Genomic DNA, 15,687 nt, shown 5'->3' on the forward strand with positions numbered 1-15,687 from the left:
TGCAGAGTCGGTATGTTCGATGAAGCATGCGGATCAAGCCCCGGTCCCATCCTGTACTGGACGAACCGGAGCCATACCCCATGGACACTCACCGCAGTTGGCGGCGCATTGCCACATTTTTCACGCCATCCATGATGAGCCACAAGCTGTTACTCGCCTTCAAAGCCGCGCTCGCCGTCGGCATTGCCTGGGTGGTTGCACCCTTCATGCCCGGCGTCGCCGATGAGTATCCCTACTACGCGCCGCTCGGTGCACTGCTCAGCATGCATTCGACGCTCAAAGGCTCGGCCAAGTACGGACTGCAGATTCTCGGCGGTCTGGCCATCGGAATCCTTCTCGCCGCGATCGTGCTCGCCTTCGGCGCACCAAACTTCCTGACCATCTCACTCGTGGTAGCCGCCGGTGTCCTGATCGGCAGCATGCGCTGGCTCGGCGCTCCCGGCCAGGAATACCTGCCGATCGCAGCCCTGTTTGTGCTGATCGTCGGCGGGCAGGACGCCAGCCAGTATTCGATCGGCTACCTCGTGCAGATGACCGTCGGTGTCGCCGTGGGGCTGCTGATCAACCTCCTCGTCCTGCCTCCCCTGACATTCGATTCAGCGGTCCAAAAGTTCTCACATTTCCGCAGGAGCCTCGCCCGCCACCTTAACGACGTCGGCACAGCGTTGACCGAGAACTGGCCGCCGGAGCGGGAGGACTGGGCAACCCAGAACCAGGCACTTTCGGGCACGGCGGCGGAAGTCCGGGAAACCATCCACCTCGCCGACGACAGCCGGAAAGGCAACCCGCGCGCACGCATCCACAAGCGGAACCTGGAAGGGGACTACGACGACCTGGCAGCCCTCGAGAATGTAACCTTCCACATCCGCGACCTGACCGAGGTCCTCGCCGGAGCCGTCTGGGGCAAGCCGTTCCCCGTGGAGCTTCCCACCGAGTTGTGTCCACCTCTGAGCGAGGCCATCCTTGCGGTGGCGGACATGCTGACGACCTGGGAGGACGAGGCTGAAGTGCAGGAACCAATCCGACGGGCAGAGGCCAGTATCGAATCGCTCTTCAACGGAATCGACGAACACCGCACCGCCGGCCCCGCCTCCATGAGCGCCGCGGCCACCATCGCCATGGCCCTGCAGCGCATATTCTCCACCGTCCGGCTCCGGATCGAGACAACGGCCGCCGGCCAGGGCGCTACTCCAGTCTGAGGGTGAGGTTCAGGCTTCGGGTGTTGTCTCCCCGGGAACACGGATGGTGAGTCCTGCCGGTTCCACCCACGTCTTCAATGCCACGGCTTCCCCGAAGGTGTCGCCGTCGAGTTCCACGCCTTCAGGCCGGCTGAGCCGGACGATCAGTTCACGGCCCTTGACGTAGTTCAGCGCCTGAACCTCCTTGGTCATCATCGCCCGGCCAAGCTTGGAGCGCCGCAGGACGCCATTTTCCCAAACGATTTTCACCAGCACCTGCACCCAGCCCATGAAGCCTTCCGGGCGAAGGATGATGATGTCCAGCAGCCCATCGTCGACGGCGGCCTCGGGCAGCAGCATCACGTTCGCCTGCAGTGACCCGCAGTTGCCGATGATGATGGTGTGCGCCCGCACCGACCGGGTTTGGTGCTCATCGAGCTTGTACCGCATCCGGAGCCGGTTCTTGTCCCCGAGGACCTTGCCAATCGCGTGGACGTAGGCCAGCCACCCGATTTTGGACTTCAAGTCAGAATCGGTGTTGGCGAGCATCTTCGCATCGAGTCCCAGCCCGGCCATCACCACGTAGGCGTGGTCGGTCACTGAGTCATCCTCCCGTCGGATGGCAACCATACCGAGGTCGATTTTCCGGTTCTCACCAGTGTAGGCAGCGTTAATCGAGTGCTCGAGGTCGTCGAGCGTGAGATCCAGGTTCCGGGCCAGCAAATTGCCAGTCCCTGAGGGCAGCAGGGCGAGCGGAATCCCGCTGCCTTTCAACTCCTCGCAAACGGCCCGCACGGTTCCATCTCCACCGGCCGCGATGACCATCGAGACGCCCGCCTCCAGTGCCTGGCGCGCGGGCCCCTGTCCCGGATCGTCTTCGGTGGTTTCAAACCAAAGTGTCGTTCCCCATCCGGCACGCGGTTCTTCCACCGCTACGGCCGCTTTGATGGCGTCAAGATCCACCTTTACGGGATTGTAAACAACAGCAGCTACAGGCTGACCATCAGCGGCGATGCCGGAAATTTCACTCATACATCCAACTTACAAGGCTCACTGCCGACCAGGCGCCTCACGCAGGCGGGGGCGACTGGCACCATGCGCCGGCAGGGCGCGACTGGCACCATGAGCCGGCAAGGCGACGAAGGTCTTCCGCCCGCTGTCATTCGTCTATGTCGACAGGCTCGCCGGCCGGCCCGTCGGTGCGCGGGGTGTCGACCTCGGGGCCGCCCAGGGCGTGTCCTTCCCAAGTCAGGGCCGTCCAGCCCTCCCCCGGGCTGCCTTCGAGCACGACGGCGCCGGTGTTGGTGACTGCGCTATGCGCTGCGAAGTCGGTGGTGATGTTGTCCGCCCGCGCCGCCGTCCAGGTGCGGATAACGGCTCCGTGGCTGAAGATGACCGCGGTGTTCACACCGGATCCTGCAACTTCGGCCACCACCTTGTCGAAGCGGGCGTAGACTTCGGTTCCGTTCTCGCCACCGGGCATCAGCATCTCCAAGTCTCCATCGCTCCAGTGGAAGATGGTCTCGAGGTAGGTCTGGATGGACGCCACGTCGCTGAGCATCTCCAGGTCTCCGGCGCTGATTTCCCGGACTCCGTCCCGGACGAGAACGTCCAGCCCGAGGGACTCCGCCAACGGTCCGGCTGTCTGCTGGGTGCGCACTAACGTCGACGCGTAAATGGCCTCTATCGGCTCGTCCGCGAGCACATCCAGCAGTGCTTTTGACTGCTCGCGGCCGAGATTGGTCAGATCCGCACCGGGTTCGGCGGTGTCGAGGAGTCCACCTACATTGGAAGAAGTTTGGCCGTGGCGTACGAGAATTAAGCGCATAGGCCCATTCTCCCGTATTCGATGACAAACGCCCTCACGCGCCGTCGTTGGTGGCCGCCGCCTTGGCTGAGTAGATGTCGGGTTCGAGGTAAATCACGCAGGTGATGGAAACTGCTTCACGGATCCTGCGCTCGGCACCATCGATTTCCTCTGCGACATCCTGGCCGGAGTCAGAGCGTTCAATCGCGATTTTGGCGGCTACCAGGAGTTCTTCAGGGCCGAGGTGCAATGTCTTCAGGTGAATTATTCTGGTCCCGCCCTCAGCCGTAATGGCCTTCTTGATCGACTCAATATTCGACCGGCTGGCAGATTCACCCAGCAACAGGGACTTCATCTCAATGGCAAGGATGATGGCAATGATCACCAGCAGCAGACCAATCATGCCCGTGCCGAGGGCATCCCAGATACTGTCGCCGGTAATGAGGGTCAGGCTGACCCCGAGCAACGCGAAGACCAGCCCGGTAATGGCACCGGTGTCCTCAAGCAGGATCACCGGCAGTTCGGGCGACTTGGCTTTGCGGACAAACTCGGCCCAGCTCTGCTTGCCCCGCACACGGTTTGATTCAACAATTGCCGTCTTGAGGGCGAAGCCTTCGGCAATGATGGCCCCAATCAACACCACCAGCGGCAGCCACCACCAGAAACCCTCAATCGGATGCGGATGCTGCCACTTCTGGAACGCCTCGTAGAGCGCGAAAAGGCCTCCGACGCTGAAAAGCACGATTGCCACCAGGAAGGAGTAGACATACCGCTCGCGGCCATAGCCAAAGGGGTGCTCCGGACTTGCGTCCCGCTTCGCGCGTTTACCTCCGAGCAATAACAGGCCCTGGTTGCCGGAGTCCGCGACAGAGTGGACGGACTCGGCCAGCATGGATGAAGATCCGGTCAAGAGGAAGGCCACGAACTTCATCACGGCGATGCTGATGTTCGCGAATAACGCCGTAATGACCGCCTTGGTGCTACCGCCTGCCATGCTTACCACCCGTTTCTTGTTCGGCCGAACATTCCTTTCTCCATGGAACCACGTAAATCATTGCAATGCCGCCGTCAGCCGCGCTGCATTGTCCAAGTACTTCTGATTCCAGCGGATGATCCAGTCGACGACGACGATCCCCACCGCTATCGGGCGGTTTAGTTATCGTCCAGAACGCTGATCTTTTCAGCCTCCACGTAGGGTTCACCGTTCCAATTCTCCAGGGCGCTCTCATTCAGGTCGACGCCCATGTTCTCCTCAAGGGCCGCGATATCCAGCGCCTTGTGGAGCGTTCCGGTGACTTTGACCGTCAGACCGTCCTGGACATCCATCGTGTCTTCCCCGTGCATCACCAGCAACGGTTCCACATCGGTGTCATCTGTTCCGGCGATGGAGAAGAACATCGGAGTGATGTCGTCGTTCACCTTGGCCGACAGGGTGAGCGTTTCACTGACATAGGAATTGATGTCCTCCGTGACGTCCTGGACGTCGGCGCTTACCTCGGGACCGGCAGTGTCCTCACCGCCACCGCAGCCGGCGAGTCCAAGCGCGGCAAAGGGCAGGATCACAGCCGCCGCGGTCTTGCGTAGCCAGATGTCCTTGTTGCGGGTATCCATGACTCGTCCTTTCTGCACGGCGGCGCCGGCGACGTGCCGGACCTCCGCCGCCAGTTGTTCTTTCAATTACACCGTCCGTCAATCATAAGCAGGCTTAGAACTGCACCCAAGGGACTTAATTGGATCGTGATCCGATCCCCCGCCGCCATCGTGGCCAAAAAAGAAGGTGCACTGATCGGGTGCTAGAGTTCGAATTGAGCATCCCGCGACCGTCAATCCGGAGGTGACCGGTGAATACCAAGAATCGTACGACGTCGTTGGCGGTGCTTTTCGCCTCGCTGCTTCTGGTACTGACCGGGTGCGGCGCGGTCACCATCCCCAGCGATCCGAATGGCACGCTGGAGGAGATTACCGGCGGAACACTGCGCGTCGGCGTTACCGAATTCGAACCTTGGGTACAGCTGGAGCCGGGGCAGGAACCGCAGGGCACTGAGCCCGATCTTGTACGCAAATTCGCCGACGCCCGCGACGCCGAAATCGAGTGGATTCAAGGCGCCGAGCACGAGCTCGCAGAGCAAATCAAACACGACAAGCTCGATATTATCATCGGCGGAATTGCCAGCGACACGCCTTGGATGAAGCACGCCGGCGTCACCAAGCCCTACGTGGAGACCGTCGATCCGCGCGGGATGACGGTGAAGCACGTGATGCTCGTACCGCTGGGCGAGAACCGCTTCCTGCTTACGTTGGACAAGTTCCTGCAGAACCAACAAGTAAACGTGTGAGCAAACTCCAGCCGTTGGACGCTTCAGGATGGAGTCATACTCCTGATCCGTGTCCTTTCCGTCCGCGTGCTGTGGCGTAGGAAGGGACGCGGAGGCGGCTGGTCCATCCGTAAATTCCGGCACCGGGCAACGGGTTGAGTACCGGATCGAACCGGAGATCCGTATCCACGGGTCCCGCATCGGGTCTCAAGAAGAGCGTGCCAAACCGGTTCCACTCCCCCGAGGGAGACGCGAAGTACAACGCCAACTGCCAATCCCGGGCGCCGAGCGCCGAGCGGAACGCCTCCGGACCTGAGGGAAGCGGGTCGGCGGGTTCCAGCGTGCGGGCCGCGAGCAACACCGGCCCATGATCGCCGCGGTATGGCATCAAACTCGTCATCCGCGCCGACGACGCCATCTTGTGCGGCAAGAGCAGGAACCGCGCCACCCGGGACATGCCTGTCGAGGCGAGCAGGACGTCGGAGGAACCACCGTCGTCGGAAATCCGCAGACCAAGGCCGATGATATCCGGCAAGGACTTAGGCAGACCCACGGACCTCGACAAGCGGCCGTGCAGCGGCGAGACGCCAGGGGCGTCGACCCAGGAAAGCCCGCTGTCGGCGGCGCCAAAACGCTCGATCGTCCCGGTTAGCGAGACGCCTTGTGGATGAATTGGCCGTTTGTGGCGGAATACCTTCAAGACGGCAAAGATCGCCGCGAATCCATATCCGGCCGCCCTGCTGACTCTCTCGATCATGTTTTCCTCCACACGATGGGTGCTTCCGGTCGTTGTTCCAGTCAGCCTAGTTCCGGCTTGCGGTAATCGGATACAGGGAGAAAGCTGGAGATGGAAAGCAAACTGTCTTATTTTTGAAAGGCTGGCCGATGGCTTACTACGTGGAATACACCATCCCGGACCCTGAGGATGACGATCACTATGAAATTCCGGTCAACGAGAAGGAATCCGGCTACACCGTTCCCTTGACGGAGACGGACGCGGAGATTGTCGACGTCGAACAGCTGTCCGCCCGCAGTGGTGTGTTCGGTGCCTCGCTGGAGGAGGCCAAGGAAGCCGCCGAGGAAATCATCACGCACAGCAAGTCCACCAAGGCGGCTCTCTATGAGGATCCGACCAATTCGACGGCGCAAGGTGACGGCGAGCTGGTGGCAAAATACACCCAGACCGGAGGCTGGCAGGAGGTCTAACCAGCCGGCCCCGAGGAAAGCAAGGGTGCTAGCCGGCGCCGAGTTCCGGAACCTCGGCGAATGAGTACGGCGGCCATGGTCCCAGGAACCGGATCTGTGCGGCCGGCTGCTCATCGCCGATGGAGGTCAGCTCCAGCCCGATTTTCTCCACATCGTCCCGGTGCGCCAGCACGGCGACGCTCAACACTGAAACGGTGCCCGGCGGGCGGTGCGCGCGGCGGTTCTCCGTCAGATCCTCGGACAGCGCCGCGAGCCGGCGCCGGTATTCCGGATAGAGCCCGTCGGCCAGCCGCTCGGCAATGTCGCGTTCCGTCTTGTCCAGCCGTTTCTGCAGCAACCTCTGCACACCGGCCGGCCTTTGCCGCATTTCCTCCCGCAGATCGGCCGCCTCTGAACTGGCTTCCGCGGTGGCATGCTGATCCAGCGAAATCTCGATCCGCAGCTCCACCCGCTCCTGAAGCGCCTTCAGCCGCTCCGTGAGTTCCCGCGCGGACTCCCCCAGCCAACCGGCCAGCCGCTGCTCCGCCGTCGAACCGTCACCGGCCGCAACAATGACATTGAAACTCATCGGCAGGACCGTTCCCGCGGCTTCCCAGCACCGCTCGACGACGCCACCGTGTTCCAGGATCCAGCGTTCGACGTCGGCATCTGCACCATCGAAAGGTTCAGCTTCGTGTTGATGGACGACGGCGGCAAGACCCTCCGCGACCGCGACCAGTTTCAGCTGTGCGGCATTGATACCCGCCCCGAGATCGTCCGGGGACAGCGTGGAGGGGACGATGGCGTACACGTACAGTCCCGGTCCGGTTGGCTTGCCGTCTTCGCCCGGTTTTTTGTTTTCAGCCGGATTTTCAGCTTCGGGCTCTCCAGTTCCGGCGGGCATTCCGCCGTCGGCGGGTTCCCTCATTTACGGTCCCTGAAGGACTTTGGCTTGTCGGACTCATCGGACCAGCGCTCGGGGTTGATGAGTTTATTGACGACTTCGTCGACGACGTCGTCCAGTCCGGCATGCAGTTCTGCCACGGAGCCGGTGATGCCGTGATCGTTCTTGATCTGCTCCATCGCCTCGTCCAGTTCCAGCAGCGCATCTCCGAGCCGGTTCTGTTCCTCCTCGGTCAGGTCGCCGCCTTCCAGCCGCCGAACGGCCTGGGTTTCCATCGCTTCCTGGATGACCTCAACGAGCGTGACGACCAGCGTCAGGACGCCGTTCTTCAGGTTGTCCTCATTGACTTTCAGTGTCATCGTCCACCTCCCGCTCCTGTTGGCTGACGCCATGCAGCAGCAGCGCCCATTGTTCCACCCGGTCGCTCGCGAACCGGTACGTTTCCGCTTCCGACTCCAGAATCAGGATAGATGAATTCCCCACCGGCGTATGTCCGTTTTCCGCCCGGACAGCAGTCATCTCTTCCGCCTTCAACCGGACTGCCGGCCGCCGGTCCAGCGCCGCCTTCCAACTAAAGCCTTCTTCCGAGTCGTATTTGGCGGTGCCGCCCCGCCACGTGGGACTTCCGGCGCGCTGCTCCTGGAACCAGACATCGCCTTCAAACAGCAGCGTATCCGGGGCGTCTTCCTTGCCGTCGCGTTCGGCCTGGCTCCGGGTGGCGGGTCCGCCGGCGCTGGCTTCGATTTCCACCGTTCCGGCCTGTGCCTGGCGCACCAGATCGCGCATCCGGTGTGGCTGCGCCGCGGACAGCAGCGCTGTGCCGCCGTCGTGCTTCTCCACCAGCAGCCTGCTGCGCTTCTCGCCGCCGACACTGGTTTCGCTCTGCAGCACGACCTGTTCGATGTCATACAGGTTCGCCTGCCAGAGGATTTCCTGGGGGTCGCGGCGGAAGGCAATGATCCGGTGTGTCGTGAGGAAGATACTGCCGGGCCGCCAGGTGTCGAATGTGCCGTTCGGATCCTGCCAGTAGTGCCCGCCGGCCATCTTGGCGATCACTTGTTCGCCCGGGCGCAGCGGCACCTGGCGGGAGACGGAATGCCGGATCCAGGCGCGGGTCCGCTCGTCCCAGTTCTTCATCATCCCGTACTCGAGCATTGTCTCCATGCCGGCGATAGTCGCCTTGAGGTTGACGCCGATCAGGGGGATGTCAGCGACGGTGATAATCAGGTCGAGGTCGAGGTAGACGCCCTTGTTGAGCAGCACATCCACCAGTTCCGGCAGCGTTGCCTGCACATCACGGGTGGGCTGCATCGCCTCAGCCATTTACTTGTCCGTCTGTTTCGGGGTCCGGTCCCGGCCGGCCTCCAGCGCCTGCGCGCTCTTCCACCCGCACCAGGGACAGAACTCGTTCAGCAACTGCTCGATCGGCGCGCGTTTGCCGCATTCCGGGCAGGTTTCCTTCTGCTCGATCGCTTTGTTCCATGCAACGGTGTCCCTGTCGGTACCGGCCGGGAACTCGAGCCCGTAGCGCGCCGCGGTTTCAAAGGATGCAAGCGCGGCGCGGATCCGGATCCCCAAGAGTTCGACTCCGGCGACAGAGACCATGATGTCGGCATTGATGACCAAACCCTTGTCCAGGAGTGTCTCAATAACGTGGGTGAGTGTGCCCGCGCCGTCGCGCGATGGCTGCATGGCGTTGCCGGCCGCCGGCGTATCCCGGGCGACGCCGGACATGCCGCTGCCCGTCCGCGCGGGATTATTGCCGCCGCTGCGGGCAGGATTGCCGCCCGTGGAATCACTACCTGCCGGACCGCTGCGTGCCGGAGTGGCTTTCCCTTCGGGGTTATTCGTACTCATCTATAAATCCGCCTCGTGTAGGTCGCCAGAACATCCCAGTGCCACTACTGTCATGAAGCGAATCTACTCCCCCCGGTTCGTGCGACCGCGCACATAGCGCGATTCACGCGAGTATGCCGTCAGGTCGCCGTCGGAATCGATGGTGACAGCGTACTCGGCCAGAACGTCGGCAGTGTCGGGAATGCGCCGGCTTTCGCAGACTTCCACTGTGACGGTCCAGGTGCCGTCGTCGTTCTTCTTGATCCCAACGACGCCTTCGGCATCCCGGTTGGTGAGCAATTCAAGCTGGCTCATCGCCTCACGGGCGGCCCTGGCTGCGTTCATCCGGGGGCCGGAGGGCTTCGACGGCGACTGCGAACGTTCCTCGCCCTCGTCACTTGGGTTTTGCCTGGAGGAGTTTTCCTCTGAACTATTCGAGCTGTCCTCTCCAGCAGAGGAGTCCTGGCGTGGACGCTCCGCTGAGGACGAACTGGACTGCTCCTTCGCAGCCGGCTTCTTCGCGGCTGGCTTCTTTGTGGCTGGCTTCTGCGCCGTTCCGGATGAACTAGTCTTGCGGACGCGCTTCTTCGGCGCATCTCCATCCCGGGGAGGCTGCGCGGAACGCTCAGAAGCGCCGGAACTGTCAGTGTTTGCGGACCGCTCAGTACGCCCGGTCTCCTCAGCGCTCTCCGTACGTTCCGTGGTGGCTGTTTCGTCGTCGTTGGCCATGGTTATCCCTTCTGGCGTGGACGCCGGTTGGCTTCGATGAGGCGGCCGACAAGCTCTTTTTCAAGGTCGGCGGCTTCCTCTTCAGTGATAGTCCCGGCTTCTTTCGCGTCGGCGACTTCCTCGAGTTTCCGGCGGATAAGGCCGGGATCGTAGTACTGTCGTTCGGCTTCTTCCTTCACTTTCTCTGCAACCCAGATGGTCCCGCGGACCGGCGCGAACGGCAGTCCCAGGATGGAGGAGAACAGGCCCATGGCCTAGACCTCCCCCACGAAATCGTAGGGAGCCTGTGGTCCGAGCAGCCGGAAGCTGATCCGGCCGAGGGTTTCCTCCGCCAGCTTTTCAACGGCCTGCTCGAATCCTTCCGCAGATCCCCGGTCCACCAGCAGCGCCAGTTCGACGACGTCGTCGGCCTGCGTGGTTTCGCGCACCGATGTTTCGCGGGCCAGCGGCGCCAGGGCGTCGACGATGTCTCCGGAGTCCGCTGCGGCTTTGCGCTGGAATCCTTCAACCACCAACTGACCGAGACGGATCCGGTCGTAGTGCGAAGCGTCCTCGCTCTGCGATGACGTGGACTCGCGCAGCGCAGCGATCTCACCATTCTCCGCGACCATTTCCCCGATGACCTGCTCCCGTACATACCGGGCACGCACGGTGTACTGCGCGGCCCCGTCCACCCGCCGCATGCTGTCGGCATAGGTGTCCTGCATCGAAGGCATCACCACGGAGGTAATGGTGTCCGCATCCGGAACGATCGTCCCGAACGTCATCGGCAGCACCGGCCCGTCAGCGGAGATCTTGTCCAGCACGGTGCTGTGCGCCAGCAAGTCGTCCGGGGTCCCAACGGAGTCGGGCTCCTGCACCGGAGTTACCAGCGCCGCAAAACCACCGGAGACAAGCTTCTCCACCGGCTCGTCTTTAACGCCGGTAAGTCCCTGCGGCAGTTCGGCTTCCGCAGGGACTATGCCGTAAACGTACTGGTCACCGACCAGATTTGCTTCTTCCACGCTCATTCGGACTTACTTGCCACCTTCCGGCGCGGGCGGTGTGACCGTTCGTTGTCGTCGTCATCATCGTCGCGCTTGTTCCCGGTCAACGCGTCCTTGGCTCCCGAAATGGCGCCGCTGGTCTTGCTCTTTGCGCCGCCAGAGCTCATGGACTCCATCAGTTCCGGCAGATCTTTGCCACCCTGCTGAGTGAGATCCAGCCGGTTTGTGGCTTCCGCAAACCGCAGATACGTGTCAACGCTGGCAATCACGATCCGTGCGTCGATGGTCAGTACTTCAATGCCGACCAGGGAGACGCGGACGTACGCGTCAATCACGAGTCCCTTGTCGAGGATGACTTCGACGACGTCGGCCAGCGAACTTGATTGCGGCCTGTCGACGTAGCCACCGCGGGATTGGCTCATGGTGGTCATTGTTGCTACCTACTTCCTCTTCCGGCCTGTCCTTTTCGGTGCGGGTTCTGGTTCTGGTTCTTCTTCCACTTCCTCTTCTACTTCCTCAGCCGGTTCTTCAGCCGGCTCAGCAGTGTCTTCGGCTTCCTCGTACTCTTCTTCAGCGGCCGGTTCTTCAGCAGTTTCGGCGTCGGCGTCCTCTTCGTACTCGTCGCCCTCCGCCTCGTCAGCGACAGCTTCCCCGGCTTCCGGTTCTTCCTCGTATTCGCCCTCGTCAGCTTCCGCAGTGTCCTCCGCGGTGTCCGGCTCTTCTTCGTACTCTTCATCCTCCACCTCCTCGGCGTCGGCGTCCGGTTCTTCGTCTTCGTATTCTTCGCCTTCGTCCTCGTACTCCTGGTCCTCGTCTTCGGCGGCCTGGGCCTCTTCCTCCTCGACGACCTCCTCGTGCGTACGGACAATCTCCTCATCACGGATCTCGCCGCGCCAGCCTTCGGCGGCATCGGGGTCGAGGATCGTCGTCGTCATCACATGGCGGACATAGCGCTTCATCTCCACCCGCACCCGTCGACCGACGGCCCGCCAGATCTGCGCCGTCTTCTCAAACAGGCCCTGCGGGTAGTACTCGACGACGATGCAGATCTTCGTCAGCCGGGGACCGTACTCATGGAAGGTGACGCCGCCGTCGAGATGTCCCTTCTGGCCAGTCGATGTCCAGATGATGCGGTCATCCGGAACCATCTCCTTAATGGTCGCATCCCAGGTCCGGTGGGAAAGGAACACCTGACCCTTGAACTTGACCGTGCCCTCCTCCTCCGAATGTTCGACATTTTCGACCTTCTTCATGAAGCCCGACCAGTCTTCAAACTGCGTCCACTGGTTATAGGCAACCGTGACCGGAACACCGACGTCGATCCATTCGACGAGATTGACCAGCTTCTGTTGCTTGCTGCCGCTGCCTCCACCGCCGGTGAAGACGTCTTTCACCTTGTCTTTGAGGCCGGAGAATACGCCGCCTATGGCACCCTTAGCGGGGCTTTCACCTTTCGCAAGAGCCTTTGCGCCACCGGAGGCGGCCTGGCCCTTCAGCGACCCGCCATTTTCGGTGAAGTCGGTAATCTTGCCGGTCAGGTCCCCGACCTTGTCGGAGGCCTTGCCCAGCGTGCTGCTGATCAGAGACTTGCCATAGCTGGCTGCTGTGTCTTTGAGGCTGTCGAGCGGAAGCTTATCCGCAAGTGAGCCGGAAGTGGATTTATCGGCCATGACATCTGCTCCTTACTTGGACGACGACTTGCGGGTGGTGGACTTACCGGTGGAGCTGGTCTTTGAGCTCGCGGCCCCCGCGCTCTTCTTCGCCGCGCCGGCGGTCTTCTTTGCCGCGCCGCTCGTCGTCTTCACGCCAGCTTTGCCGGCCGACTTCGCCGGTGCCGATGCCTTGCGGCCGGTGGAGGTGCCTGCCTTGGCGGTTTTGGTCGCACGTGAAGTGCCACCAGTCCGCTTGGAGCCGGTGGCGCGTGCTGCAGTGGATGTGGCCTTGCCCGCAGTCTCCTCGGCTTCATCAGTTGCTTCGTCCGCGGTGTCGTCAGCCTCGCCGGTCGCTTCTTCAGCCGTGTCTTCGACGTCGCCGGCGGTTTCCTCGGCCGTATCGGTGGTGTCCCCTACGGTTTCTTCAGCCTGATCCTCGGGAGCCTCATCGCCAGCTTCTTCGTCCTCTTCATCCGAGGACTTCTTCTGGCCGAGATCCGGGACGCTGCCCTGCAGGTCGGTCAGCTTCTGGGTGCGGTTCTGCAGGTTCGTGTTAACGGACTGGATACCCCGTGTTGCACCGGCAATGGCAGCGCCCCTTGCGGCTTCAACGAGCTGGCCGGTGAGCTGGTCCATCAATTTCTTCGCCTCCGGCGATGACTTGACGAGCTCGCTAACCTGCCCCATCAGTTCGCCCTTATTGCTGCTGAGTTGCTTACCTGCAATCGCGCTCGCCAGTGTCAGTGCGAGTTTCGCCTTCTTCGTGCGTCCGAGCAGGTATCCGCCCAAGAGGATTGCTGCGAATTTTGCCTTGTCGTCCATGAGATGCCCTCCCAATAGGTTGTTTCGGTGCATCCCTCCTCTACGGATACACCAAGCATGCTTAGAATCTAGCGTGTCACAGATGAATAACGCTAGGGGCAGATCTGCCCCGGGAGTTTCCTGTGAGTTTGCTGGACGGGCTGCGCACCGGCCAATCTGACAGATGACGCGCCTTTCGCCGGCATCGTTTATCCAGTCAGCCCCTCCTTGATACCGGCGATTGCTCCGCTCACCGCGCCCTTGGCACCGCTGTGGATAACCTCGTCCTTCAGATCCATCGGGGCCGTACCACCTGTTTGCGTCAGGTCCAGGCGGTTTGTGGCTTCGGCGAAACGCAAATACGTATCCACGCTGGAAATCACCACACGAGCATCGATTGTGAGCATCTGGATGCCGATTAGCGAAACGCCGACGTAAGCGTCAATCACCAGTCCCTTGTCCAGGATCACCTCGACGACGTCGGCCAACGAACTTGATTGCGGACGGTCGACATATCCGCCTCGTGGTTGCGACATTGAGGACAAGTGACCTTCCGTGTGTGCCGGTTCTGTTGTCGTCATCGTACTCTTGCCAAGTAGCCTTAGTTAAGAGCCAGCTTTGGTGCACGTTGAGAGGCAGGAGTAAAGCATGAATGAACGAGAGCAAAAGGCGGACAAGGACTTCCACGAGGCAGTCAACCGCAAGCTGGAGGATGATTCCGAGGAGACAACGGAGAAATCCAGCCCTGGCAGCGAGGCTTTCCGGCAACAGCGGGATGAGGACGAAGACTCCGTACTGGAAGAGGAAAAAGACGAGGGCACCCCGGTAAAGCCGGAGAACAGCTGAGCGCAGTTGGCATCGCCACATCCGTTGGTACGCATGTCGGTGCTTCGTTGCTCCTCTACGGCGTCAGGCTGGTTCGACCGCGGGACTCGCAGGGTGCACGGTCGGAGCGTAGGTCAGCTCCTGGATGTGTCCATCCAGGATTCGGGAATCAACCAGTTCGAGATCGAAATCTGCGGCGCCTTGGAAGATCGGTTCCAAGCCGGTGATTCCCGTTATAACGGGGAAGATCGTCACCTGGACCCGGTCAACGAGACCCGCGGCCATCAGAGCGCGGTTCATCGACAGGCTCCCAATCGATCGAAGCGGAACTTCGGATTCCTGCTTGAGCCGGGAGACGACGTCGACAGCGTCGCCGCGCATAAGGGTTGCATTCGGCCATGGCAACGGCTCGTCCAGGGACATGGATTTCGACACGATGACCTTCGGCAAGTCACTCATCCTGGCCGCCCACGCGTCGAATTCAACACCCTCAAGCGCGAAGCCGGCGAACTGGCGGTACGTGGCGGGACCGAAGACCATAAGCTGGTCCTCGGCGTAGAGACGCGCCCGGTGGTCGAGCAGCTCGGGGCCCTGCTTGCCCCAATAACCGCCCCAATCGCCGTCGTGGGAGCCGTAGCCGTCCAGTGTGCTGAAGATATCAAAGGTGTAGCTTGTCATGGGTGTCACCTCGATGTTTATTATGCGCCCGAATTTGACCGGTGGCCATCCTGCCCGGTCGTGCCCTCCCGCTTCTCGCGGCGGGTTCCGCCACCAGCAGCGGCCCAGATGACGAGTGCGACGCCGGCGATCACCGAGCCCAGGCCGCCAGCCGACATGTCGCCGATCGTATCGACATAGCCGATGTGAATGGACTGCGGCATGTACTGTTCACCGATCCATTCGATAAATTCCCATAACGCACCGAAGGCAAGCCCAAAGGCGGCGGTCAAAACCACCAATGCCACCCGGCTGTGCCTCAAAGTATGGTCATGCATATCGTGCACCACCCGAACACGGGCAAGGACCAAATACACCGCGGCAGCGACCGCCCCGTTTGTGATTAAGTGGACCACCCAATCCCACCACGGTATGGCCTCATACCATCCTGCCGCGCCGCTCCAGGTGGCCAGCAGCACGGTAGTACAGTAGGCCGCATCAAACGGCCGCGGCAGATGGAAGATCCGCGGCACGAGCAGTCCGAGAAACGCAATGGAAAACCGGACGATGTCGCTGGGATCCATCCAGACCACCGCCGCGACGATACTCAATAGCCCCGCAAACCGGACGAGGTCCGCAATGATCCCCGACGCTTTCTGCCAACCCTTTAGTCCGGATTCAGCCACGGTGCCGCACCTGGAAACCCATCGCCGTCGTCATGTTTGCTCCTAATACTCGGCAGTCATACACCCCCGGCCGGCCGTGACCCGGCCGGCAAAGGAAGCTCCCACAACATTAAGCGAAGCGGCCCA

The 15,687-nt window shown here is 61.7% G+C and carries 22 protein-coding genes; 4 read left to right on the forward strand and 18 right to left on the reverse strand.

Annotated features, from left to right (window positions below; translation table 11 throughout):
- Window positions 1–80: 80 nt before the first annotated feature.
- Complete coding sequence (locus ACX80B_RS00890) at window positions 81–1,199, forward strand: FUSC family protein (protein ID WP_459292080.1); 1,119 nt, start codon at window positions 81–83, stop codon at window positions 1,197–1,199.
- A 9-nt stretch (window positions 1,200–1,208) separates the two neighbouring features.
- On the opposite strand, the gene ACX80B_RS00895 is transcribed toward ACX80B_RS00890, so the two are convergent.
- The 4 genes from ACX80B_RS00895 to ACX80B_RS00910 form a co-directional block, all read right to left on the reverse strand.
- Window positions 1,209–2,210, reverse strand: coding sequence for a diacylglycerol/lipid kinase family protein (locus tag ACX80B_RS00895; RefSeq protein WP_459292082.1), 1,002 nt, complete (start codon window positions 2,208–2,210; stop codon window positions 1,209–1,211).
- 127 nt (window positions 2,211–2,337) lie between these two features.
- Window positions 2,338–3,006 carry a histidine phosphatase family protein gene (locus tag ACX80B_RS00900; RefSeq protein WP_459292084.1) on the reverse strand — a complete coding sequence of 223 codons (669 nt, stop codon included), beginning with the start codon at window positions 3,004–3,006 and terminating at the stop codon, window positions 2,338–2,340.
- 34 nt (window positions 3,007–3,040) lie between these two features.
- Window positions 3,041–3,979: a cation diffusion facilitator family transporter gene (locus ACX80B_RS00905; RefSeq protein WP_459292086.1), complete on the reverse strand. Its 939-nt coding sequence runs from the start codon at window positions 3,977–3,979 to the stop codon at window positions 3,041–3,043.
- A gap of 158 nt (window positions 3,980–4,137) precedes the next feature.
- A complete protein-coding gene (locus ACX80B_RS00910) occupies window positions 4,138–4,662 on the reverse strand; it encodes a hypothetical protein (RefSeq protein WP_459292088.1) in 525 nt (174 codons plus the stop codon).
- Between the two features lie 164 nt (window positions 4,663–4,826).
- Here ACX80B_RS00910 and ACX80B_RS00915 point away from each other — a divergent pair, with 164 nt between their 5' ends.
- Window positions 4,827–5,321 carry a transporter substrate-binding domain-containing protein gene (locus tag ACX80B_RS00915; protein ID WP_459292090.1) on the forward strand — a complete coding sequence of 165 codons (495 nt, stop codon included), beginning with the start codon at window positions 4,827–4,829 and terminating at the stop codon, window positions 5,319–5,321.
- Window positions 5,322–5,355: 34 nt separating this feature from the next.
- Here ACX80B_RS00915 and ACX80B_RS00920 read toward each other — a convergent pair whose 3' ends face one another.
- On the reverse strand, window positions 5,356–6,057 hold the full coding sequence (locus ACX80B_RS00920; protein WP_459292092.1) for a hypothetical protein: 702 nt from the start codon (window positions 6,055–6,057) through the stop codon (window positions 5,356–5,358).
- Between the two features lie 128 nt (window positions 6,058–6,185).
- On the opposite strand from ACX80B_RS00920, the gene ACX80B_RS00925 reads away from it, so the two are divergent.
- Entirely contained in the window at window positions 6,186–6,506 is a 321-nt protein-coding gene (locus tag ACX80B_RS00925) for a hypothetical protein (protein ID WP_459292094.1), read from the forward strand.
- Between the two features lie 28 nt (window positions 6,507–6,534).
- Here the strand turns inward: ACX80B_RS00925 and ACX80B_RS00930 are convergent, their stop codons facing one another.
- The 11 genes from ACX80B_RS00930 to gvpJ (ACX80B_RS00980) form a co-directional block, all read right to left on the reverse strand.
- On the reverse strand, window positions 6,535–7,413 hold the full coding sequence (locus ACX80B_RS00930; protein ID WP_459292096.1) for a GvpL/GvpF family gas vesicle protein: 879 nt from the start codon (window positions 7,411–7,413) through the stop codon (window positions 6,535–6,537).
- Window positions 7,410–7,748, reverse strand: coding sequence for a gas vesicle protein K (locus ACX80B_RS00935; RefSeq protein WP_459292098.1), 339 nt, complete (start codon window positions 7,746–7,748; stop codon window positions 7,410–7,412). Before ACX80B_RS00935 ends, ACX80B_RS00930 begins: the two co-directional genes overlap by 4 nt.
- Entirely contained in the window at window positions 7,729–8,712 is a 984-nt protein-coding gene (locus ACX80B_RS00940) for a gas vesicle protein (RefSeq protein ID WP_459292100.1), read from the reverse strand. Before ACX80B_RS00940 ends, ACX80B_RS00935 begins: the two co-directional genes overlap by 20 nt.
- Window positions 8,713–9,246, reverse strand: coding sequence for a gas vesicle protein (locus ACX80B_RS00945; protein ID WP_459292102.1), 534 nt, complete (start codon window positions 9,244–9,246; stop codon window positions 8,713–8,715).
- Window positions 9,247–9,309: 63 nt separating this feature from the next.
- Window positions 9,310–9,954, reverse strand: coding sequence for a gas vesicle protein GvpO (gene gvpO, locus ACX80B_RS00950; protein WP_459292104.1), 645 nt, complete (start codon window positions 9,952–9,954; stop codon window positions 9,310–9,312).
- Window positions 9,955–9,956: 2 nt separating this feature from the next.
- Window positions 9,957–10,205, reverse strand: coding sequence for a gas vesicle protein GvpG (locus tag ACX80B_RS00955; protein WP_026534528.1), 249 nt, complete (start codon window positions 10,203–10,205; stop codon window positions 9,957–9,959).
- A gap of 3 nt (window positions 10,206–10,208) precedes the next feature.
- On the reverse strand, window positions 10,209–10,964 hold the full coding sequence (locus ACX80B_RS00960; RefSeq protein WP_459292106.1) for a GvpL/GvpF family gas vesicle protein: 756 nt from the start codon (window positions 10,962–10,964) through the stop codon (window positions 10,209–10,211).
- Window positions 10,961–11,362, reverse strand: coding sequence for a gas vesicle protein GvpJ (gvpJ, locus tag ACX80B_RS00965; protein WP_459292108.1), 402 nt, complete (start codon window positions 11,360–11,362; stop codon window positions 10,961–10,963). The genes ACX80B_RS00960 and gvpJ (ACX80B_RS00965) overlap by 4 nt, the downstream gene beginning before the upstream one ends.
- A gap of 18 nt (window positions 11,363–11,380) precedes the next feature.
- A complete protein-coding gene (locus ACX80B_RS00970) occupies window positions 11,381–12,610 on the reverse strand; it encodes an SRPBCC family protein (RefSeq protein WP_459292110.1) in 1,230 nt (409 codons plus the stop codon).
- Window positions 12,611–12,622: 12 nt separating this feature from the next.
- Window positions 12,623–13,414, reverse strand: coding sequence for a hypothetical protein (locus tag ACX80B_RS00975; protein ID WP_459292112.1), 792 nt, complete (start codon window positions 13,412–13,414; stop codon window positions 12,623–12,625).
- Window positions 13,415–13,602: 188 nt separating this feature from the next.
- Window positions 13,603–13,929: a gas vesicle protein GvpJ gene (gene gvpJ, locus ACX80B_RS00980; protein ID WP_459292114.1), complete on the reverse strand. Its 327-nt coding sequence runs from the start codon at window positions 13,927–13,929 to the stop codon at window positions 13,603–13,605.
- A 112-nt stretch (window positions 13,930–14,041) separates the two neighbouring features.
- On the opposite strand from gvpJ (ACX80B_RS00980), the gene ACX80B_RS00985 reads away from it, so the two are divergent.
- On the forward strand, window positions 14,042–14,239 hold the full coding sequence (locus tag ACX80B_RS00985) for a hypothetical protein (RefSeq protein WP_459292116.1): 198 nt from the start codon (window positions 14,042–14,044) through the stop codon (window positions 14,237–14,239).
- Window positions 14,240–14,302: 63 nt separating this feature from the next.
- Here ACX80B_RS00985 and ACX80B_RS00990 read toward each other — a convergent pair whose 3' ends face one another.
- Together ACX80B_RS00990 and ACX80B_RS00995 are read right to left on the reverse strand one after the other, a co-directional pair.
- Window positions 14,303–14,896, reverse strand: a complete 594-nt coding sequence (locus ACX80B_RS00990) for a dihydrofolate reductase family protein (protein ID WP_459292118.1) — start codon at window positions 14,894–14,896, stop codon at window positions 14,303–14,305.
- A 20-nt stretch (window positions 14,897–14,916) separates the two neighbouring features.
- On the reverse strand, window positions 14,917–15,561 hold the full coding sequence (locus ACX80B_RS00995) for a hypothetical protein (protein WP_459292120.1): 645 nt from the start codon (window positions 15,559–15,561) through the stop codon (window positions 14,917–14,919).
- Window positions 15,562–15,687 lie beyond the last annotated feature (126 nt).

The organism is Arthrobacter monumenti, from assembly GCF_054511255.1.